The organism is Spirillospora sp. CA-142024 (assembly GCF_050942325.1).
Lineage (GTDB): Bacteria > Actinomycetota > Actinomycetes > Streptosporangiales > Streptosporangiaceae > Spirillospora.
The window spans coordinates 5,724,779-5,742,711 of the sequence record NZ_CP192077.1 but is presented as its reverse complement, the minus strand read 5'-3'; the positions used below and the strand labels follow the sequence as shown (position 1 = coordinate 5,742,711).

The following is a 17,933-nucleotide window of genomic DNA, read 5'->3' as shown; positions in this document are numbered from 1 at the left end:
GTTAGCACGCCGCCGACGAAGCGAGGATTCCCCGGCGTCGGCGAGGCGGGGTGGCGGAGCGCTGCCCCGGGTGCTGACGTGGGAGAAGAACGATCACCATGCGCATTCCGCGCCCCTGTCTGGTCGCGCGCTGTGTCCGCGGCCTGGAGTCCGCGGTCGCCGCGGAGGTCCTGGAGTCCGGGCTCGGCGCCGTCACCGGTCTCGGCCATCGCGAGGTCCGACTCCGCCTCCGCTCGTCGGGGCCGGAGCCGATCCCGGTTCCCCGCACCGCGGACGACCTCTTCCTGCTGGCCGCGCGCCGACCTGACATCGGGACGACGAAGTCTGACCTGCACGCCCTCGCTGGGCTCGCCGAACTGGCCGACACCGATCTGCTGCTGCGCCTGCGCCGCACGCTGACCCAGGCGCAGGACGATGTCCCGGGCATCGATGTCTCCGCCTCCTTCCTCGGGCGGCGCACCTTCAGCCGGTACGACGCCGAGGACATCGTCGGCGCGGCCCTGGCGGAGCGGCTCGGCGTCCCCTACCACTCGCGCCGCGCCGGCGCCGCACCTCCGCCGGGCCGCCAGGGGTGGCGGTTGACCCTGGACGGCACGCACGCCGCGCTCATGCTGCGGATCGGCGACCGGCCGCTGCACCGCCGCGCCTACAAGCGCAGGACGGTCCCGGGCACCCTCCACCCGCCGGTGGCCGCGGCCATGGCCGTGATGGCCGGCATCCGGCCGGGTCACACCGTCCTGGACCCGTGCTGCGGCGCCGGCACCCTGCTGATCGAGGCCGCGCTCGCCCAGCCCGGCGCCCGACTGCGGGGCTTCGACCTTTCACCTGACGCCGTCGCGGCGGCACGGGCGAACGCCGCAGCGCTGCCCATCGGTGTGGATCGCTGCGACGCCGGCCGCCTTCCCCTCCCCGACGCAAGCATCGACCGCGTCCTGAGCAACCCGCCGTGGGGCACCCAGGTCCACCCCCGCGGCCTGCTCGCCGACTCACCGTCCCGCTGGTGGACGGAGCTTCGTCGCGTCCTGTCTCCGGACGGTACGGTCGTGCTCCTCCTCCCCACCTCCGAGACTCTGGCCGGCGCCATCCGGCACGGACTTACCCCAGTCCACATCCAAGGCGTCCGCGTCTCCGGCGCCCAATCGTTCATCGTCCGTCTGCAACCGGCATCGTGAACGGGCAGTGCGTTCACGAGCGGTCTTCCGTCGGGGTGAAGGCTCCGTGGCGGCCCTCGCCGGCGGTGAACCGGGCGGCCCCCGCCACGCCCTCGGCCGCCACGATCGGCGCGCCCGCCGCGCCTTCGGCCCGCAGCGCCTCGGCCGGCGGCAGATCGAGGGCACCGTAGGTGGAGGCCCGGTCGGCCAGCACGCACCCGAACGGGAACTCGGCGATCTCCCCGGCCAGTTCACGCGCCACCCGGACCGCCTCGCCCGGACCGACGACCCGGGTGGCCAGGCCGATCGCCAGGGCCTCGTCCGCCTCCACCGGACGTCCCGTCAGGATCAGGTCCAGGGCGCGGCCCAGTCCGACGATCCGCGGCAGCCGGACCGTGCCGCCATCGATCAGCGGCACGCCCCACCGCCGGCAGAACACCCCCAGCACCGCGTCGCTCTCGACCACCCGCAGGTCCGCCAGCAGCGCCAGTTCGAGCCCGCCGGCGACCGCGTACCCGCTGATGGCGGCGATCAGCGGCTTGCCCAGCTGCATCCGGGTCGGGCCCATCGGGCCGGTTCCGCCGCCGTCGGGGTCGAGCTCGTTGCTCCGCTCCCGGTCGCCGACCGCGGTCAGATCGGCGCCGGCGCAGAACGTCCCGCCGGTCCCCGCCAGGACCGCCACCTTCTGTTCGGGGTCGGCCTCGAACGCCTGGAACGCGTCCCGCAACTCGGCCGCCATCGGCCCGTCCACGGCGTTGCGGCGCTCGGGCCGGTCCATCCAGATCGTGGTGATCGAGCCCTCGATCTCGACGCGCACATCACCCATCACTACCTCCGGCAACTCGATGTCGACGCCTGGATCTCCACCGGCCCGTTACGGCGCGCCGGTGAGGTTGCCCATCACCTGGTAGACCTGCTCCTGGGTCAGCGGGGCGGTGGGGAGGGGATGGGCGGCTTCGGCGCGCAGGCCGTCGAGCATGAAGGCGACGTTTCGGCGCCAGGCGTCGGGCGCGGTGTCCTTGGCGGCCCGGGAGAGCAGGGCGTTGGTGCCGAAGATGAACAGCAGGTCCTCATGGGTGAAGTCGGAGCGCAGGGTGCCGGCCTGCCGGGCTCGCTCGATGATGCGGTCGGCGGCGGCGTGTGAACGTGCGCAGAAGGCCATCAGACGTTCGGCGTCCGGGTAGCGGCCGGTGACCACGTCGCTGATCGCGGGGTCGGTGACCTGGAGTTCGCAGAGGGTCTCGATGTAGTACGCGAATCCGTCCCATGCGTCCTCATGGGCCAGGGCCTGCTCGGCGGCCTCATCGAGCCGGTCCGCGGCCAGGTCCGCGACCACCTCGTCGATGAGCGCCTCACGGGTGCCGTAGAGGTTGTAGAGGGTGCCGTGGCTCACCCCGGCGCGGCGGGCGATCTCCTTCAGAGGGGCTTGGAGGCCGCGCTCGCGGAAGAGCTCGGCCGCCGCTGTTCGCAGCTTCTCCGCGTTGCGTCGCGCGTCGGCCCGCATCCGGCCGCCCTCCTCGTCGTGTGCTCGGCGCCCATGGTTTCATCCTCCGGCCGCACATAACTTGACCCTAGGGTCAAGTTATGTGCTACGGTCGGGCATGGAAGTTGACCCATGGGTCAGAATATCTCTTCGGCAAGGAGTCGTGCCATGTCCAAAGTGATCGCGGTCTTCGGCGCCGGTACCGGTCTTGGCGTGTCCGTCGCCCGCCGCTTCGGCCGGGAAGGTTTCCGCGTGGCCCTGGTGGCCCGCCGCAAGGAGCGGCTGGACGCCCTGGTCGCGCAGCTCGCCGGCGAGGGTGTCGAGGCCGCCGCCTTCCCCGGCGACCTGTCCGACCCGGCGGGAGTTCCCGCCCTGGTGGACGCCATTCGTGGCCACTACGGCCGGATCGACGTCGTCGAGTACGGGCCGATCGGCGGGGACATGTCCTTCACCCCGGCCGCCCGGCTGGACGCGGCCACCCTCGAAGGGCTCTCCCGGCTGCTCCTGCTCACGCCCGTGGAGGTGTTCCGCGCGGTGCTGCCGGAGATGACCGAACGCGGGGACGGCGCCGTCCTGATGACCACCGGCTACACGGCGGTGCAGCCGATGCCTCAGCTCGGCGGGCCCGGCCCGGTGATGGCCGCCGCCCGCAACCACCTGTACTCCCTCAACGCCGAACTCGCCGACAGCGGCGTCTACGCCGGCACCCTCACCGTCGCCGCCATGATCGCCGGCAGCGAGGCGGCCGAGGCGGCCGAGGTTGAGGATGACGACAGGTTCACCGGCGCGGCGTTCCCGGTCGTAGACCCGTCGGAACTCGCCGAGCACTACTGGGACATGTACACCAAGCGCGACCGCGTCGAGCAGGCCTACCCCGCGGAACTGACCCCGCAGGCCGGCGGCGTCCCCGCGTGACCGTCGGTCACGGCTCACCCGCCAAGCCGAGCCCGGCTTCCTAGGGCCGGAGCACGATCTTGCCGTGGGTGTGCCGCCGCTCCAGCTCGCGGAACGCGTCCCGCACCTGCTCCAGCGGGTAGGTGCGGGCGATCGGCACCTCGAGTTCCCCGCGCGCGGCGAGCCGGACCAGCTCGCCGAGCACGACCGCGGACGCCGCCGCGCCTTCTCCGTAGGTCCGCGCACCGACCTTGGCCGCGGCCTGCCAGTCGCTGATCGTGTTGATCCGCTCGGGCCGCACGCCCAGCTCCACCGCAAGCTCCACATAGCCGTCGCCGAAGGTGTCGATGAACGCGTCGACCTTCCCGCCGGAGGCCTGCCGGATCCGCTCGGCCGCACCCTCCCCGTACTCGACCGGGACGACCCCCCGATCCTTCAGCCAGGCGTGGTTCGGCTCGCTCGCCAGCCCGATCACCGTGGCGCCACGGCGCCGCGCGAGCTGCACGGCAAGCGAGCCGACGCCGCCCGCCGCGCCCGACACCACGACCGTGTCGGCCGGTCCGGGGTCGACCGCGAAAACTGTGGCATATGCGGTCGTCCCGGCCACGTACAACGACCCGGCCGCGTCCCAGGACAACCCCTCCGGACGCCTGGTCAGCTGCACGTCGTCGACCACGACGAACTCCGCGTGGCTCGCCCTGTCGTGGGTGAAGCCGAGGACCTCGTCGCCCACCGCGAAGCCGCGCACGTGCGGACCGGTCTCCACCACGACGCCGGCCAGATCGCTGCCCTGCCCGGAGGGGAACGTCGCCGGCCACCGCTCGTGCAGCGCACCGGTACGGATATGGACCTCTCCCGGCTGGATCCCCGCCGCGCGGACCTCGACCAGCACCTGCCCGGGGCCGGGCACCGGACGCTCCACGTCCTCCACCCGCAGGACATCGATGTCGCCGTACTCGTGGAACCGCACCGCCTTCATCGCGTGATCACCGCTCTTCCTCGTCCGGATGGATCTTGGACGGCCACCTCTCGGGTTGCCGCACCTCGATCGTGCCCCCGCCTTCGGCGGCTTAGGAACGGAGCGGTTTCCCTAGGATCAAGGGTCCGAGGATGCGTGTGACGAACGGTGATGGTTGAAGAGGGCTTGTACTGCGGCTTCGTCGCCTTCGATTTCAGCGAGCCCAAGGGTGTCGCCGAGGGCGAGCTCACCCGCCGCCAGCCCGAGGACGATCTGGGCTTCCGCACGCACGACGGCGTCGAGATCGCGGCCATCATGCGGGCTCACCTCAACGCCCGAGTGTGTCGCCCGCAACTGGAGCAGCCGGCCGTCGACCGCGACCCCCACAGTTGACTGGTGGGCAGAGGCCTTGCCGGCGAACAAGGCTCGCAGAGCGACGACGAGCCATTCGGTTTGGAAGCGGTCGCCGCCCGGTCCGCGCACCATGAGCGGTGTGGACCAGCGGACGAGGCTCTCGACCGGCTCCCGCAGTTCGGCGCCCCACGGGGTGAGCGCGTATGCGATGGCGTTGCCCTCCTCGGCCAGCCGCCGCTCGACCACTCCGGCGGTCTCAAGGTCGCGGAGACGGTCGGTGAGCAGGTTCGTGGCCACGCCGCCGAGCCCATCGAGCAGTTCGCGGTAGCGGGCGGGAGCGATGAGAAGCTGGCGGACGATGAGCAGATTCCATCTGTCGCCCACGACATCGAGTGCCCGGGCGAGCCCGCAGTACTGGCCGTAGCTCCGACTCATGGCGATCACTTTACAATCTCAAGCACGCCTGACAACATCCAGCACCAGTCGGAGGGGTGCGGCGCATGGCGCCATGCCTCAGGCGAAGGCCAGACCCAGGGAGGTGCTGACATGGCCCCGGAAGCGACGCCCAGTGGTGCGCCCGACACCATGGTCCAGGCTCGTGCGGCGTTGCGGGACGTTGTCTCCGGCCTCGTCACACTGGTGCGGAGCGTCCCCGACGCGAACACTGCTTCGGTCGGCACTTGGACGGTGGCCGATGTCGCGGCTCACCTTTCTCATGCTTTTCGCGTCGACACCGACGCCATCGCTGGAAGGCCGGTCCCCGAAGCCACGGTGACCACGGCGGGAATGGCCGAGGTCAACGCGAGAATGCTGGCCGAGGACGGCGAACGAGACCCAGCCGTACTCGCCGATCGCATCAGCGCGCTGGCACACGAGTTCGACGAAGTCGCGTCGCGTTCGCGAGCAGCCGCCGTCGACTGGCTGCAAGGTGCCCGAATGCCGCCTTCGGCCGTGGCGTGTCACCTGCTTGAGGAATGCCTGATCCACGGATATGACATCGCCAGAGCCACCGGACGCTCATGGCCGATCCGACGTCATCATGCTCTGCTCGCGGTCGAGGGCGGCGTGTTCCCGCTCATCGCGGCTCTGCCGCCCACAGCCTTGTTGAACCAGGAGAAGGCCGGTTCCTTCCAAGCTCACTTCGACCTCCGCCTGCGTGGAGGTGGACGCACGTCGATGGTCTTCGACCGCGGTTCGTTGACCCTCGACACAGGGTGCACGCGTGACGTTGACGCCCACCTTTCTGCCGACCCGGCGGCTCTCATGCTGGTGTTCATCGGCCGACAAGGGATCGGGAAGCCGCTTGTTGAAGGCAAGCTCACCGCTTGGGGGCGCCGGCCATGGAAGCTCGCCCGCATGCTCACCGTCATCAGCCCCCCATAGAGTCCGAGCAGGCAGGCTCCGGCTGTGACCTTTGGCGGGTCAGTGCGCGAGCACGTCCGGTAAGCCGAACATCGCGACCAGCGCGGGATCGTGGAACTTGACCACGCGGGACGCGCCGGTGGCGGTGGGGGCCAGCACCACGACGCCGTCGGCTCGGAGCGCGCCGTCGGCATCCCGGTGGTACACGACGGCGGCGGGCTGGCCGTTGGCCGCGGTGGCGATCATCCGCCAGTCGCCCGGTGCGCCCAGCACGTACGTGTCGAGCATGTGGATGCACATCGCGCGGCCCGCCTGCCATTCCCGGAACGGCGTCGCCTCCAGCGTGGCGTCCGCGCGCAGCACCTGTTCGAGCAGGCGGGCGTCGGAGCGCTCGAAGGCCGCGATATAGCCGTCCAGCAGCGCGCGTGCTCGTTGGTCGGCCGGTTCGAGCAGTTCCCCGGGCTCGGGCTCCAGTTCGTCCAGCCGGGCACGGGCGCGTTGCAGACCGCTCTTGACCGCCGCCGTGGTGGTGCCGAGGATCTCCGCGGTCTCGGCCGCGGAGAACGCCAGCACCTCGCGCAGGATAAGGATGGCGCGCTGGCGGGCGGGCAGATGCTGCAGGCTGGCGATGAGCGCCAGCCGCAGCGACTCGCGTTCGACCGCCACCGCAGCCGGATCGTCGGCGGACGGGGCGATCCATGCGTCCGGCAGCGGCTCCAGCCACGAGACCTCGCCCGGCGTGACCGGGCTCGGCGGGCGATCGGGTCCCTCCTGCGGGCCCGCCAGACCCGAGGGCAGCACCCGGATCGGTCGCGGCTTCAACGCCGTCAGGCAGACGTTGGTGGCGATCTTGTAGAGCCAGGACCGGATCGACGCCCGGCCCTCGAATCCGGAGTAGGACCGCCACGCCCGCAGATAGCTCTCCTGGACCAAGTCCTCGGCGTCCTGCGCCGAGCCGACCATGCGGTAGCAGTGCGCCAACAGCTCCCGGCGGAACCGCTCGGTCTCGACGGTGAACCGGTCACGATCCGGTGCCGCTCGCGGATCCGATGTCACGCCGTGACCCTAGTGCTGCGGCCTCTCTGGGCGCTCTCTTGCAGAGGCGGCATCCGCGATCAGATCTCGTCGAGCTGCAGGACCATGCCACGGAACGTCGCGTAGCGGGCCAGGTTCTCCGCGGCGTCCTCGGCGGTGCGCCTGCCGATCTCGGACTTGAGCGCTGCTTCCAGGGATGCCATATCGTCCCAGTCCAGCATCACGACCATATGGCACGGCTCACCGATCACGGCTGCAGGCTCATGACTGCGCGTGAAGCGACGCAGGCCCGGATACTGTTTCGCCAACGGGATGTGGACATCGTTGTAGTGGCGTTCGAACGCCTCGATGTCGGAGGGCGTGTCGTAGATCACGACGAATCGCGCCATCTGCCTGGCGTCGGGGTCCACGGTTCCGGTCATCTGCTTCAACTCCTGTCATGGGAACCTCCGGTGCGGGAGTCCACCGGTTCGGCACTAGAGGGGCTTCTCAGCCGGTTTCTCAGGGGAGCAGGGCCAGCTTGCCGACGGTGGCCCTCGCTTCCAGTTCCGTGAGCGCCTTCGGGCCGTCGGCCAGTTCGTACCCCGTGGGCAGGCTGGGTGAAAGCACACCGGCCGCGATCAGCGCGGACAGCTCACCCATCAGCTCGCCGAAGATCTGCGGTGCGGCCTGGATCAGCACGCCGATATTGAGGCCGATGATGTGGACCTGGTGCTTGTACACCAGCTCCCAGTTGGTGATCGGGGCTTCGCCGCCCGCCACCCCGTAGACGATGACCCGGCCGGTGACCCGCTTGGCCGCGGCCAGGCTTGCCGCGAAGGTGGCGCCGCCGGCCGACTCCAGAACCACATCGGCGCCGGAACCGCCGGTCAACTCCATCACCTCGACGGCGAGGTCGCCGCCAAGAGAATCCAGGACGTGGTCGGCCCCCAGCGCCAGCACCGTCTCGTGCTTGCCCGGCGAGGCAGTGGCGATGACCCTCGCGCCGTAGTGCTTGGCCATTCTCACCGCTGCCTGGCCGGTCGCGCCCGCCGCGGCGTGGATCAGCACGACATCCCCGGCGGCGACGCCGCCCAGAGGCTTGAGCGCGGCCAGCGCGGTGGGCCAGTTCACGACCAGACCCAGCGCCTCTTGCTCCGCCCAGCCCACCGGCACCGGCGCCGCCGCAGCCGCGGGCAGCGCCATGTACTCGGCGAAAGCACCGGTTCCGACCCCGACGACGCGGGCCCCCGGTTGCGGGCCGGTCACCGCCCCGCCTACCGCGACGACCTCACCGGCGGCCTCGAAACCCGCTAGGTACGGTGGGCGCGGCCCGTCCAGGAACGTGCCGTGGGCCTTCGAGATGTCGGCGAAGTTGACCCCCGCGGCGGTGACGCGGATCAGGACCTCGCCCTGGCCCGGGCTCGGCACCGATGCGTCGGTGATCAGCCGCATGTCCTGCGGACCGTTGAGGGAAGTCTGCTGCAGCGCGCGCATGGTCGCGGGAATGCCCATTGGTGGTCGGCCCTTCTGTCTCGGCGTACATGAGAGGGGCGCGGCCCCTCACGCGGGCCGCGCCTCCCACCATGTAGACCCCGGCCACGACCAAAAGGAATCGTGGTTGCCTGCGGGCTCCTGACCGACACGGTCAGTTAGCGCAGCCTCCAAGCTGCCCGACAAACGAAAGAGGTGATAAGCGGTATGTCCACCAGACGGACGGGCCTGAGCTTCCGCACCATACGGCGGCGGACGTGGGAGGTCCTGAAGGGCGTTGGCCGTATCGTCCTCGTGATTTCGGGGAGGGTCCTGCAGTTCTTCGCTGTGGTGATCGTCCTCATGACACCCATGCCCCACGGGTGGGGTGACGTCGCCATGCTGGCGGCGCACAACCTGCCGTTGGTGGTCGGTTACGCCTGCCTGGGCGGGTTCTGCCAGCGGCTTGCCGTGGCCATCAAGTAGCGGCGAATGCCGCGACCAAGAAGCAGTGGGGGACCTCCCCCCACTGCTTCTTTCTGTTCGAGTGCGACGTTGGTCCACGTCGGGCACTCTGTTCTCCTCGATGTGACATGTCCGCAGCGGGTGGCGCTGAAGGGGTACGGCGGCCGCCCCTGCTCCAGCGCGGCCGCCGTGGGTCACCCCCTGTTGGGAAGCCGGGATTCGGTGGCCGCCTCGCCCCTGGCCGACCCCGCCGGTCACGCCAGGGGCGAGGCCACTCTCCGGACGGCTGCCGCTGGTGGCGGCGGGTCATGTGCTGTTGCCGTATGGGCGTCCTTGTGAGCTCAGCCGGTGTTGCGGTGGGCGAGGTCGTCCAGGATCTGCGCGGTTGCCGTGGCGCCGAAGCGGGTCGCGCCGGCGTCGGCCATCTGAAGGAGCGTGTCCAGTGTGCGGACGCCTCCGGCGGCCTTGACGCCGATGCCGGGGGAGACGCTCTGGCGCATCAGGCGCAGGTCGTCCAGCGTCGCGCCGGTGGGGGCGAACCCGGTCGAGGTCTTGACGAAGTCGGCACCGGCTTCCTCGGTCAGCCGGCAGGCTCGGACCTTCTGGTCGGCGGTGAGGTAGGCGTTCTCCAAGATGACCTTCACCAGGGCGCCGGTGACGGCCGCCTGCTCCACGACGGCGCGGATGTCGGCCAGGACGTAGGCGTCGTCGCCGGAACGGAGCCGGCCGATGTTCACGACCGTGTCGAGCTCTTGTGCGCCGCCGGCCAGGGCCGTGGCCGCTTCGGTCGCCTTGACGCCGGTCGCGCTGCCGCCGTGCGGGAAGCCGACCACGGTGCCGACCGCGACGCCGGTGCCGTCGAGGGCATGCGCCGCCAGCGGCACGTCGGCCGGTCGTACGCACACCGACGCGACGCCGTAGCGGGCGGCCAATGCGCATCCCCGGCGCACGTCGGCCGTGGTCAGCTCGGGGCGCAACAGGGAATGGTCGATCATCGCCGCCACCTGCTCGACGGTCATCGCGGCACTGGGCATGGTGATCTCCTATCGGCGGTCGAGATCAGGAAGAGGAGGGTGAGGCCGCCTGGGGCGGTTCGACGTGGAAGGAGACGTCGAGCGCGTATCTGTCGGCGGCATAGCGGGATTCGGTGAGCTCCAGGGGACGGTCGTCACGGTCGAGGATGAGCCGGTGCTCCACCAGCAGCGCGGAGTCGGCGGCGAGCGCCAGCAGGTCGGCGTCCTCGGGACCGGCCTGTCGTGCGCGGATGGTGGCGTGACCGGTGGCGGGGACGCAGCCCAGGTCGATGAGCGCCGCGTGCAGCGAGCCACCGGCCAGGTCGGCGTCCAGCAGCGCCGCCAGGTCGGGTGGGAACACCGCCGACTCCAGGGCGACCGGCACCTCGTCGGCCAGCCGGACGCGCCGGATCGCGACCACCTGCGACGATGGGCGCAGCCTCAGCCGATCGGCCTCGGCGGGGGTCGCCGGCCGCAGCTCGGCGCCGACCAGCCGGGAAGAGGGCCGCTGACCACGGCGACGCATCTCGTCGCTGAACGAGACAAGTACCTCGGCATGCCGCCGCGTGGGCGGGACGTCGACGAAGGTGCCCCTCCCCGGCTCCCGATAGACCAGCTCGTCGTTCACCAGCCGCTGCACGGCGGCCCGGGCCGTCATCCGGCTGACACCGAACTCCGCGCACAGCTCGGTCTCGGAGGGCAGCGGATCGTTGGGACGCGCCGCCGCGACCCGGGCACGCAGCGCCTGTTCGATGGCGTAGTACCGCGGCGTGAAGTCAGGTTCTCTCTTGTGCACGAGGCTAGGCTAGCCCACTGGTTGTATATACAGCTAGCCCTTCAGCGATACCGGGCGCTTCAGCGACCTCGCGCACGCGGGAAGCTCGCGCTCAGAAGGACCCTGGTTGCCGACGGGTAGGGTGAGCGCCGTGGTGCCTAGGGTTCCGCCGCCGACGAGCCCGCTTACGCGAGCCCGGGGAAGGCTCCCCCTTGAACAGCCTGGCCCTCTCGCTCGTCCTTCTTGCCGCCGTCGCGCACGCGATCTGGAACTTCTCCGCGAAACAAGTGGGCCGCGGTGGAGCACCGTTCGTCTTTCTCTACTACACCGTTTCAGCCGTCGTCTTCGCTCCGGCCGCGGTGGTCTTCCTTGTGGCGGTCGAGCCCCGGCCTCCCCAATGGAACTGGCTGCTGGCAGCGCTGGTGACCGCGGCCCTGCATGTGATGTACGGGATCACGCTTCAGCGCGGGTACGCCGTCGGCGACCTCTCCGTGGTGTACCCCCTTGCCCGGGGCACCGGGCCGTTGCTGTCGGTCCTGGTGGCGATTTCCCTTCTCGGTGAACACCCCGGCCGTCCGGGCGAGGTCGGTGCGCTCCTGGTGATCGTCGGTGTCCTGGTCGTCAGCTCCGGTGCACCGGCGCAGGACGGTGCATCGCCTGCGCGGCGCCGTGCAGGCGTCGTCTACGGCGTGCTCACCGGAGTCACGATCGCGGCCTACACGTTGTGGGACGCGCATTCGGTGACCGCCCTGGGTATCCCGCCGCTGGTCTACTTCGGCTCAGGCGCGCTCGTCCAGAGCCTGCTCCTCGCGCCGCTCGCGTTGCGGCAGAGGGCCGAGGTCGCCGAGTTGTGGCGGGACCATCGCCGTCAGGTGCTGACCGTCGGCCTGCTGTCGCCGGTGGGCTATCTGCTCGTGCTCCACGCGCTCCGGACGGCGCCTGTCAGCTTGGTCGCCCCCGCCCGCGAGCTGAGCATCGTCCTCGGCGGGGTGACCGCATGGCGGGTCCTCGGCGAAGCGCACGCGGTCCGCCGCCTGGCGGGTTCCCTGGTGGTGCTGGCCGGTATCGCCGCCATCGCGATGGCCTGATCTATCGGCGAAGAAGGGCGTAGAAGGCCTTTGTGGCCGTTTCGATGTTGGCCACGGAACAGGTCTCGTCGGTGACGTGAGCCTGTTCCGGGTCGCCGGGGCCGAAGACCACCACGGCGGGCTCGCCGAGTTTCGCCGTCAGCACCGAGGCGTCGGTGAAGTACGTGGCGTACTGCGGGCGCCGTGCGGACGACCCCGGCTCCAGCGTCTCCAGGACGTCCGCCATGCCCGGCGCGGCGGGGTCGCTCGCGACGCCGGGCAGGTCCACCAGCCGCTCGATCCCGATCTCCGCGCCGCACAGTTCGGCGATCCTGGCGACGGCCTCGCCGGAACCGAACTCCGGGATCGTGCGGACGTCGATGCGCATCTCGGCGTGGTCGGGAACCAGGTTCGGCTGCACTCCGGCATGGAACGTGCCGACATTCACCGTCACCGGCCCGTGTGTCGGGCTGACGGGCCAGTCCCGGTGGCCGTGGACCCGCGTCGCCGCGGCGGCGAGCGCCACGAGGGCGTTGCGGCCCAGCTCCGGGCGGGAGCCGTGCGCGGAGACACCGCGGGCCGTGGCCCGCAGCCAGAGCGTTCCCTTGTGCCCGAGGACCGTCCGGTCGCCGGTCGGTTCGGCCACGACGAGCAGGTCGGCGGGGGCCAGCGCGTCCTCGCCGAGCTCGGCGGCACCGTCGCAGCCGGTCTCCTCGCCGAAGGTGAACACGAGCTGGACGGGGCACCCGCCGTCGCGCGAGGCCCGCACGGCCGCCTCGATCTGGCAGGCGACGCCGGCCTTCATGTCGCTGCTGCCGCGGCCCAGCAGCCGCCCGCCGCGCACCTCACCGCTCAGCGGGTCGAACGACCAGCCGGACGGATCGGCGGGCACGGTGTCCAGATGTCCGGTGAACGTCACCGGCACCCGGGACAGGGCCGGGCCCGTCCGGGCGATCACGTTGGCCCTGCCCCGCACCGGCTCCTGGAGCCGGACGTCGAACCCTGCGTCGTCCAACACCCCGGCGACGAGGTCGGCCGCCGCGCGCTCGCCGCCGCCCCGGGTGTCCAGCCGCACGAGCCGCCGCGCCAGCTCCAGCGCCTCCAGTACCTCGCCCATCTCCGTCCTTCCGCTCGAACCGCTCGCCGATCAGGGTGACGGGGCGTCCGCCCGCGTGCTCGCGCGGACGACCAGGGACGGCACGAGCGCGACGTGGGCGGACGGGCCGCGCCCGCCGCCCTCGCCGCGCTTGCCGCCCTCGCCGTGCCTGGCCGCCGCGGCGGCGCCCAGCAGCCGGACCGCCTCGGCCGCGATCCGCTCGCGCGGCTGGTCCACGGTCGTCAGCGCGGGCTCGCCGAGCCGTGCGAACTCGATGTTGTCGTACCCGGTGACCTGGATCGTCCCGGGAACGTCGACGCCGTGCGCCCGGCAGGCACGGGTGACCCCCAGCGCGATCAGGTCGTCGGCGCAGACGATCGCGTCGGGTGGATCGCCCGCCGTGAGCAGGCGCGCGACGGCGGTCTCGCCCCAGACCACGCTGTAGTCGCCGAGGAGCACATGGTCGGGATCCACCGCCATCCCCAGCTCCTCTGCGCGGCGCCGGAACCCGGCGAAGCGCTGCTCGGTCGAGGAGTTGGTGAGCAGTGAGCCGACGAAGGCCGCCGAGCGGGCCCCGCCCTCCCGCAGATGGTCCATGACCTGGCGCATCGCGGCGATGTCGTCCACCCCGACCCAGTCGGTACTGGTGCCGCCGACGAACCGGTCGAGCTGGACGAGCGGCAGCCTGTCGGCCGTTGCCTGGACGGCCGGGCCGCTCTCGGTGCCGTGGCAGGGGCTGACGATGATGCCGTCGACGTTGCGGGCCACGAGCGTGGCCAGCCGCCGTGCCTCGATCTCCGGGTCGGACCGGGCGTCGCACAGGAACAGCTCCTTGCCCTCGCGGCCGAGCGCGTGCTCGACGCTCTCCACCAGCGAGGTGAAGAACGGGTTGGAGATGCTCGGCACGACCATGCCGACGGTGTCGGTGCGGCTGTTGCGCAGCGCGCGGGCGATGGGGTTGACCTGGTAGCCGAGCTCCTCGGCGGCACGCCGCACTTTGCGCTGGACCCCGGCCGACACCGGCCCGCGGCCCGACAGCACGCGCGAGACCGTCGCGGTGGAGACCCCCGCGCGCTGGGCGACCTGGGCGATCGTGGGCCGCTGCAATCGTTTACCTCTCCAAACCGATCCGACAGCTGATCTCAGTGGTCAGAGACGCACTGACCGAAGCATAGACCCTTGACGGCCTGGGGGTCCGGTATCTACGGTTCACCAAACCGCACTGCAATCGATTACATGGAGGCGACATGGCGGAGCCGGCCGGGAGCGATCGGGCGCCGGGGGTGTTCCCCTCGCGGCCGAACGCGCTGGTGGAACTGTTCGGCGCCCCGAAGGTCGTCATCGGCGTCGTGCACCTGCCGCCGCTGCCGGGCAGCCCCCACTACGAGGGCGTCCCGCTGGACGAGATCTGCGCGTTCGCGGTGGAGGAGGCACGGGCCTACCTGGAGGGCGGCTGCCACGGCCTCATCGTGGAGAACCACTGGGACATCCCGTTCCTCAAGCCCGGCGAGCACGGGTACGAGACCGCGGCGGCCATGGCCGTCGTGACCGACAGGGTCCGGCACGCCACCGGCGGACGGCTCGGCGTCAGCGTGCTGTCGAACGCGGCCGAGTGCTCGATCGCCTCGGCCTGGTCGGGAGGCGCGGGCTTCGTCCGGGTCAACCAGTGGGCCAACGCCTATGTCGCGAACGAGGGGATCATCGAGGGGCAGGCCGCGCACGCCGCCCGCTACCGCAGCCGGATCGGCGCCGGCCCGGTGAAGGTCTTCGCCGACGTCCACGTCAAGCACGGCGCGCACGCCATCGTCGCCGACCGCACACTGGCCGAGCAGACCGAGGACGCCGAGTTCTTCGGCGCCGACGTGCTGATCGCCACCGGCTCGCGCACCGGAGACGCCGCCGCCCTGGACGAGGTCGAGGGCATCGCCGCGCACACCGCGCTGCCGGTGGTGATCGGGTCCGGGATCACCGCGGGCAACGTCGGGGGGCTGATCTCCGCATGCGACGGAGTGATCGTCGCGTCCTCGGTCAAGGACAACGGCCGGTGGTGGGGCCGCGTCGACGCGGCGAAGGTGCGCGAGCTGACCGCCGCCGCGGCCAGGGCGGGCGTGGTCCTGCCGTGATCGTCTTCTGCGGCTACGCGAACGCCGACCTCACGGTCGCCGTCCCGGTGCTGCCGGGCCCCGGGGCACGAGTCCAGGCGACCGGCGTACGCCGCGGCGACGGCGGGATGGGGGCCAACGCGGCGGTGGCCGCGGCCCGGATGGGCGCCGACGCCCGGTTCGCCGGCGTGGTCGGCACCGACCCGCTGAGCACGGAGTTCCTGCGAATCCTCGCCGCCGACGGCGTCCGGACGGACTGGACGTCGCGCACGGGCACCCTCACCACGGCCGTCGTCCTGCTGACCCCGGACGGCGAGCGCTCGATCATCAGCCAGGACGACCAGGTCACCACCGCCCACGTCGCGGACGTCGCCGCCCGTGCCCGCGCGGCGGGGGCGGACTGGCTCTACCTCGACGGCTACCGGTTCCCCGCGGCGGCGGCCGTGCTGGGCGGTCCCGGCGGTCCCGGCGGTCCCGCGCTCGTGGTCGACCTGGACGGCTGCGACGGCCCGCAGGCCACGCGCGCCGCCCTGGACGCCGCCGAGCACGCGATCGTCGGCCGGGCCCAGGCCGCGGCCCACCTGGGCGGAGGCGCCGACGCGCTCGCCGCCGCGGCGACGGCCCATCGGGTAAACCTGGTGGTCACCGACGGTGCTCGCGGCTGGACGCTGTTCACGCCGGGCGGCGGGCGGCACGGCGGCCGGGCGATCGAGGTGACCGCCGTGGACGCCACGGGCGCGGGCGACTGCTTCGCCGGCGCCTACTGCGCGGAGCTGGACCGGGGCGCGTCGCCGCCGGAGGCGGCCCGGGTCGCCGCCGTCGCGGCGGGTCTGTCGTGCACCCGGCCCGGCGCCCGCGACGGCCTGCCCCGCCGCGAGGCCGTCCTCGCCCACATCCAAGCGACCCCTACAGAACCGACCCGGTCGGCGCTCGCCCGATCCCACCGAGAGGAGATGAGATGCGACGAACGGTGACGGCCGCGGCCGCGGCCGTCCTGCTGCTCACGACCGTCGGCTGCGACGTGCAGGCCCGGCGCGAGATCGCGGCCGAGAAGAAGGCGACCGAGCAGGGCCCGCCGCCGCCCGCGCGGGTGGCGCAGGCCTGCAAGGTGCAGGGCCGCACTCCCAAGATCGGGATCGTGCCGATCAACCTGCAGGCGCTGTTCTTCAACCAGATCAACACCGGCGCGCAGACGGTGGCCCGCAAGGCGGGCGCCCAGGTGCAGATCGTCAACGGCAACGACGACTCCACCACCCAGGCCAACGCGATCGACGACATGGTGGCCGGCCACTACGACGCGATCATCGTGGACGCGGTGGACACCGAGGGCATCAAGCCCGCGATCCGGCGCGCCAAGGCGGCCGGGATCCCGGTCGTCGCGGTGGACGCCACCGTCGGCGACCCCGCGGTCGCCACCCAGGTCGGCACCGCCAACGCCGAGGGCGGCAGGCAGCTCGGGGAGGCGCTGGTGAAGTCGTCGGGCGGCAAGGGCGAGATAGGCGTGGTCGGCGCGCTGAACAGCACGATCCAGAACGAGCGGCAGAAGGGCTTCACCGACGCGGTCACCGCCGGCGGCATGAAGATCAAGACCGTCGTGGACGGCCGCAACATCCAGGAGAACGCCCAGACCGCCGCCGAGAACCTGCTCACCGGCAACCCCGGCCTGCCCTATGCCTACGCCACCGGCGAGCCCGCCCTGATCGGCCTGGCGGCCGCGGTGGTCGGGCAGCAGCGCACCGACGACCTGAAGGTCGTCGGCTGGGACCTGTCCACGCAGGCGGCGGACGGGCTGCGGGCCGGCTGGATCACCGGCGTCGTCCAGCAGAACACCTTCCAGTTCGGCTACGAGGCGATGAACGCCGCGATCGACCTGGCCTGCAAGCGGACCGCCCCGAAGGACGTTCCCGTCCCGACCCAGATCGTGACCCCGGCCAACGTCAAGGACTACCTGTACTACCTGGAGAAGTGATGAGCGATCGACCATTGGTCGCCCTGCGCGGCATCACCAAGTCGTTCGGCGCGGTGCAGTCGCTGCGCGGGGTGGACCTGACGCTGGCGCCCGGCGAGGTGCTCGGCCTCGTGGGCGACAACGGCGCCGGGAAGTCGACGCTGATGAAGGTGCTGGCGGGGGCGGTGCAGCACGACTCCGGCCAGATCACGCTCGACGGCCGCGACATCCGGTTCGCGAGCCCGGCCGACGCCCGCCGGGAGCGGATCGGCATCGTCTACCAGGACCTGGCGCTGTGCGACACCCTCGACGTCGCGAGCAACCTGTTCCTGGGCCGCGAACCGCGCAGGGGCCCGTTCGTGGACCGACGGACGATGCACCGCAAGGCCGCCGAGACGCTGTCGGAGCTGCACGTCCGCGTCAGGTCGACCTACCAGGAGATCGGCCACCTGTCCGGCGGGCAGCGGCAGGCGGTCGCGATCGCCCGCGCCGTGTCGTTCGAGCCGAGGGTGCTGATCCTGGACGAGCCGACCGCGGCCCTCGCCGTCGCCGAGGTCCGCCAGGTGCTGGCGATGATCCGGGACGTGGCGGCGCGCGGCGTCGGGGTCATCCTGATCACCCACCGGCTGCAGGACCTGTTCGAGGTCTGCGACCGCATCACCGTCATGTACGAGGGCCGCAGCGTCGAGGACGAGCCGGTGTCCGCCCTGGACATCGAGCGGCTCGTCGCCATGATCACCCGTTCCGGGACCGGCACCGCAGAGGAGGTGGCCTGAGC

Annotated in this window: 20 protein-coding genes; 9 read left to right on the top strand and 11 right to left on the bottom strand. The window is 71.6% G+C overall.

The genetic code is table 11. From position 1 onward, the window contains the following. The first annotated feature begins 98 nt into the window (after window positions 1-98). Window positions 99-1,172, top strand: a complete 1,074-nt coding sequence (locus ACQPZP_RS27535) for a methyltransferase domain-containing protein (protein WP_433472620.1) — start codon at window positions 99-101, stop codon at window positions 1,170-1,172. A 13-nt stretch (window positions 1,173-1,185) separates the two neighbouring features. On the opposite strand, the gene ACQPZP_RS27530 is transcribed toward ACQPZP_RS27535, so the two are convergent. Both ACQPZP_RS27530 and ACQPZP_RS27525 read right to left on the bottom strand, forming a co-directional pair. Further along, window positions 1,186-1,977 carry a crotonase/enoyl-CoA hydratase family protein gene (locus tag ACQPZP_RS27530; protein ID WP_433472619.1) on the bottom strand — a complete coding sequence of 264 codons (792 nt, stop codon included), beginning with the start codon at window positions 1,975-1,977 and terminating at the stop codon, window positions 1,186-1,188. Between the two features lie 48 nt (window positions 1,978-2,025). Then, window positions 2,026-2,655, bottom strand: a complete 630-nt coding sequence (locus tag ACQPZP_RS27525; RefSeq protein ID WP_433472618.1) for a TetR/AcrR family transcriptional regulator — start codon at window positions 2,653-2,655, stop codon at window positions 2,026-2,028. A 147-nt stretch (window positions 2,656-2,802) separates the two neighbouring features. Here ACQPZP_RS27525 and ACQPZP_RS27520 point away from each other — a divergent pair, with 147 nt between their 5' ends. Further along, complete coding sequence (locus tag ACQPZP_RS27520) at window positions 2,803-3,549, top strand: SDR family NAD(P)-dependent oxidoreductase (RefSeq protein WP_433472617.1); 747 nt, start codon at window positions 2,803-2,805, stop codon at window positions 3,547-3,549. A gap of 40 nt (window positions 3,550-3,589) precedes the next feature. Here the strand turns inward: ACQPZP_RS27520 and ACQPZP_RS27515 are convergent, their stop codons facing one another. Together ACQPZP_RS27515 and ACQPZP_RS27510 are read right to left on the bottom strand one after the other, a co-directional pair. Next, a complete protein-coding gene (locus ACQPZP_RS27515; protein WP_433472616.1) occupies window positions 3,590-4,507 on the bottom strand; it encodes an NADP-dependent oxidoreductase in 918 nt (305 codons plus the stop codon). Window positions 4,508-4,624: 117 nt separating this feature from the next. Further along, window positions 4,625-5,275, bottom strand: coding sequence for a winged helix-turn-helix transcriptional regulator (locus ACQPZP_RS27510; RefSeq protein ID WP_433472615.1), 651 nt, complete (start codon window positions 5,273-5,275; stop codon window positions 4,625-4,627). 111 nt (window positions 5,276-5,386) lie between these two features. Here ACQPZP_RS27510 and ACQPZP_RS27505 point away from each other — a divergent pair, with 111 nt between their 5' ends. Further along, window positions 5,387-6,223: a maleylpyruvate isomerase N-terminal domain-containing protein gene (locus tag ACQPZP_RS27505; RefSeq protein ID WP_433472614.1), complete on the top strand. Its 837-nt coding sequence runs from the start codon at window positions 5,387-5,389 to the stop codon at window positions 6,221-6,223. Between the two features lie 39 nt (window positions 6,224-6,262). On the opposite strand, the gene ACQPZP_RS27500 is transcribed toward ACQPZP_RS27505, so the two are convergent. From ACQPZP_RS27500 to ACQPZP_RS27490, 3 genes are all read right to left on the bottom strand, one after another. Beyond that, window positions 6,263-7,258: an RNA polymerase subunit sigma-70 gene (locus tag ACQPZP_RS27500; RefSeq protein ID WP_433472613.1), complete on the bottom strand. Its 996-nt coding sequence runs from the start codon at window positions 7,256-7,258 to the stop codon at window positions 6,263-6,265. Between the two features lie 59 nt (window positions 7,259-7,317). Beyond that, the gene (locus ACQPZP_RS27495; RefSeq protein ID WP_433472612.1) at window positions 7,318-7,659 is read right to left on the bottom strand and encodes an EthD family reductase; all 342 of its coding nucleotides are present in this window, start codon (window positions 7,657-7,659) and stop codon (window positions 7,318-7,320) included. A gap of 79 nt (window positions 7,660-7,738) precedes the next feature. Further along, window positions 7,739-8,713 (bottom strand): zinc-binding dehydrogenase, encoded by a 975-nt coding sequence (locus tag ACQPZP_RS27490; protein ID WP_433472611.1) that lies wholly within the window; start codon window positions 8,711-8,713, stop codon window positions 7,739-7,741. Window positions 8,714-8,917: 204 nt separating this feature from the next. Here ACQPZP_RS27490 and ACQPZP_RS27485 point away from each other — a divergent pair, with 204 nt between their 5' ends. Then, window positions 8,918-9,175: a hypothetical protein gene (locus ACQPZP_RS27485; RefSeq protein WP_433472610.1), complete on the top strand. Its 258-nt coding sequence runs from the start codon at window positions 8,918-8,920 to the stop codon at window positions 9,173-9,175. Between the two features lie 320 nt (window positions 9,176-9,495). Here the strand turns inward: ACQPZP_RS27485 and deoC are convergent, their stop codons facing one another. Both deoC and ACQPZP_RS27475 read right to left on the bottom strand, forming a co-directional pair. Then, entirely contained in the window at window positions 9,496-10,188 is a 693-nt protein-coding gene (deoC, locus tag ACQPZP_RS27480) for a deoxyribose-phosphate aldolase (protein WP_433472609.1), read from the bottom strand. Between the two features lie 25 nt (window positions 10,189-10,213). Continuing rightward, window positions 10,214-10,963 carry a GntR family transcriptional regulator gene (locus ACQPZP_RS27475; RefSeq protein WP_433472608.1) on the bottom strand — a complete coding sequence of 250 codons (750 nt, stop codon included), beginning with the start codon at window positions 10,961-10,963 and terminating at the stop codon, window positions 10,214-10,216. A 191-nt stretch (window positions 10,964-11,154) separates the two neighbouring features. Between ACQPZP_RS27475 and ACQPZP_RS27470 the strand changes: the two genes are divergently transcribed. Beyond that, window positions 11,155-12,030, top strand: coding sequence for an EamA family transporter (locus tag ACQPZP_RS27470; RefSeq protein WP_433472607.1), 876 nt, complete (start codon window positions 11,155-11,157; stop codon window positions 12,028-12,030). Between the two features lies 1 nt (window position 12,031). Here ACQPZP_RS27470 and ACQPZP_RS27465 read toward each other — a convergent pair whose 3' ends face one another. Together ACQPZP_RS27465 and ACQPZP_RS27460 are read right to left on the bottom strand one after the other, a co-directional pair. Further along, window positions 12,032-13,126 (bottom strand): M20 family metallopeptidase, encoded by a 1,095-nt coding sequence (locus ACQPZP_RS27465; protein ID WP_433472606.1) that lies wholly within the window; start codon window positions 13,124-13,126, stop codon window positions 12,032-12,034. Between the two features lie 30 nt (window positions 13,127-13,156). Further along, window positions 13,157-14,212, bottom strand: coding sequence for a LacI family DNA-binding transcriptional regulator (locus ACQPZP_RS27460; protein ID WP_433472605.1), 1,056 nt, complete (start codon window positions 14,210-14,212; stop codon window positions 13,157-13,159). 140 nt (window positions 14,213-14,352) lie between these two features. On the opposite strand from ACQPZP_RS27460, the gene ACQPZP_RS27455 reads away from it, so the two are divergent. From ACQPZP_RS27455 to ACQPZP_RS27440, 4 genes are read left to right on the top strand one after another with little or no spacing between them, the layout of a single operon-like run. Then, window positions 14,353-15,228 carry a BtpA/SgcQ family protein gene (locus tag ACQPZP_RS27455; protein WP_433472604.1) on the top strand — a complete coding sequence of 292 codons (876 nt, stop codon included), beginning with the start codon at window positions 14,353-14,355 and terminating at the stop codon, window positions 15,226-15,228. Further along, entirely contained in the window at window positions 15,225-16,181 is a 957-nt protein-coding gene (locus ACQPZP_RS27450; protein WP_433472603.1) for a carbohydrate kinase family protein, read from the top strand. The genes ACQPZP_RS27455 and ACQPZP_RS27450 overlap by 4 nt, the downstream gene beginning before the upstream one ends. Then, entirely contained in the window at window positions 16,166-17,176 is a 1,011-nt protein-coding gene (locus ACQPZP_RS27445; protein WP_433472602.1) for a substrate-binding domain-containing protein, read from the top strand. Before ACQPZP_RS27450 ends, ACQPZP_RS27445 begins: the two co-directional genes overlap by 16 nt. After that, the gene (locus ACQPZP_RS27440; protein WP_433472601.1) at window positions 17,176-17,931 is read left to right on the top strand and encodes an ATP-binding cassette domain-containing protein; all 756 of its coding nucleotides are present in this window, start codon (window positions 17,176-17,178) and stop codon (window positions 17,929-17,931) included. The genes ACQPZP_RS27445 and ACQPZP_RS27440 overlap by 1 nt, the downstream gene beginning before the upstream one ends. Window positions 17,932-17,933: the final 2 nt, after the last annotated feature.

What these genes read in the sequence shown, in the direction of transcription:
- ACQPZP_RS27535 (WP_433472620.1), top strand. Translation starts at nt 99, where the DNA reads ATGCGCATTCCGCGCCCCTGTCTGGTCGCGCGCTGTGTCCGCGGCCTG.
- ACQPZP_RS27530 (WP_433472619.1), bottom strand. Translation starts at nt 1,977, where the DNA reads ATGGGTGATGTGCGCGTCGAGATCGAGGGCTCGATCACCACGATCTGG.
- ACQPZP_RS27525 (WP_433472618.1), bottom strand. Translation starts at nt 2,655, where the DNA reads ATGCGGGCCGACGCGCGACGCAACGCGGAGAAGCTGCGAACAGCGGCG.
- ACQPZP_RS27520 (WP_433472617.1), top strand. Translation starts at nt 2,803, where the DNA reads ATGTCCAAAGTGATCGCGGTCTTCGGCGCCGGTACCGGTCTTGGCGTG.
- ACQPZP_RS27515 (WP_433472616.1), bottom strand. Translation starts at nt 4,507, where the DNA reads ATGAAGGCGGTGCGGTTCCACGAGTACGGCGACATCGATGTCCTGCGG.
- ACQPZP_RS27510 (WP_433472615.1), bottom strand. Translation starts at nt 5,275, where the DNA reads ATGAGTCGGAGCTACGGCCAGTACTGCGGGCTCGCCCGGGCACTCGAT.
- ACQPZP_RS27505 (WP_433472614.1), top strand. Translation starts at nt 5,387, where the DNA reads ATGGCCCCGGAAGCGACGCCCAGTGGTGCGCCCGACACCATGGTCCAG.
- ACQPZP_RS27495 (WP_433472612.1), bottom strand. Translation starts at nt 7,659, where the DNA reads ATGACCGGAACCGTGGACCCCGACGCCAGGCAGATGGCGCGATTCGTC.
- ACQPZP_RS27490 (WP_433472611.1), bottom strand. Translation starts at nt 8,713, where the DNA reads ATGCGCGCGCTGCAGCAGACTTCCCTCAACGGTCCGCAGGACATGCGG.
- ACQPZP_RS27485 (WP_433472610.1), top strand. Translation starts at nt 8,918, where the DNA reads ATGTCCACCAGACGGACGGGCCTGAGCTTCCGCACCATACGGCGGCGG.
- deoC (WP_433472609.1), bottom strand. Translation starts at nt 10,188, where the DNA reads ATGCCCAGTGCCGCGATGACCGTCGAGCAGGTGGCGGCGATGATCGAC.
- ACQPZP_RS27465 (WP_433472606.1), bottom strand. Translation starts at nt 13,126, where the DNA reads ATGGGCGAGGTACTGGAGGCGCTGGAGCTGGCGCGGCGGCTCGTGCGG.
- ACQPZP_RS27455 (WP_433472604.1), top strand. Translation starts at nt 14,353, where the DNA reads ATGGCGGAGCCGGCCGGGAGCGATCGGGCGCCGGGGGTGTTCCCCTCG.
- ACQPZP_RS27445 (WP_433472602.1), top strand. Translation starts at nt 16,166, where the DNA reads ATGCGACGAACGGTGACGGCCGCGGCCGCGGCCGTCCTGCTGCTCACG.
- ACQPZP_RS27440 (WP_433472601.1), top strand. Translation starts at nt 17,176, where the DNA reads ATGAGCGATCGACCATTGGTCGCCCTGCGCGGCATCACCAAGTCGTTC.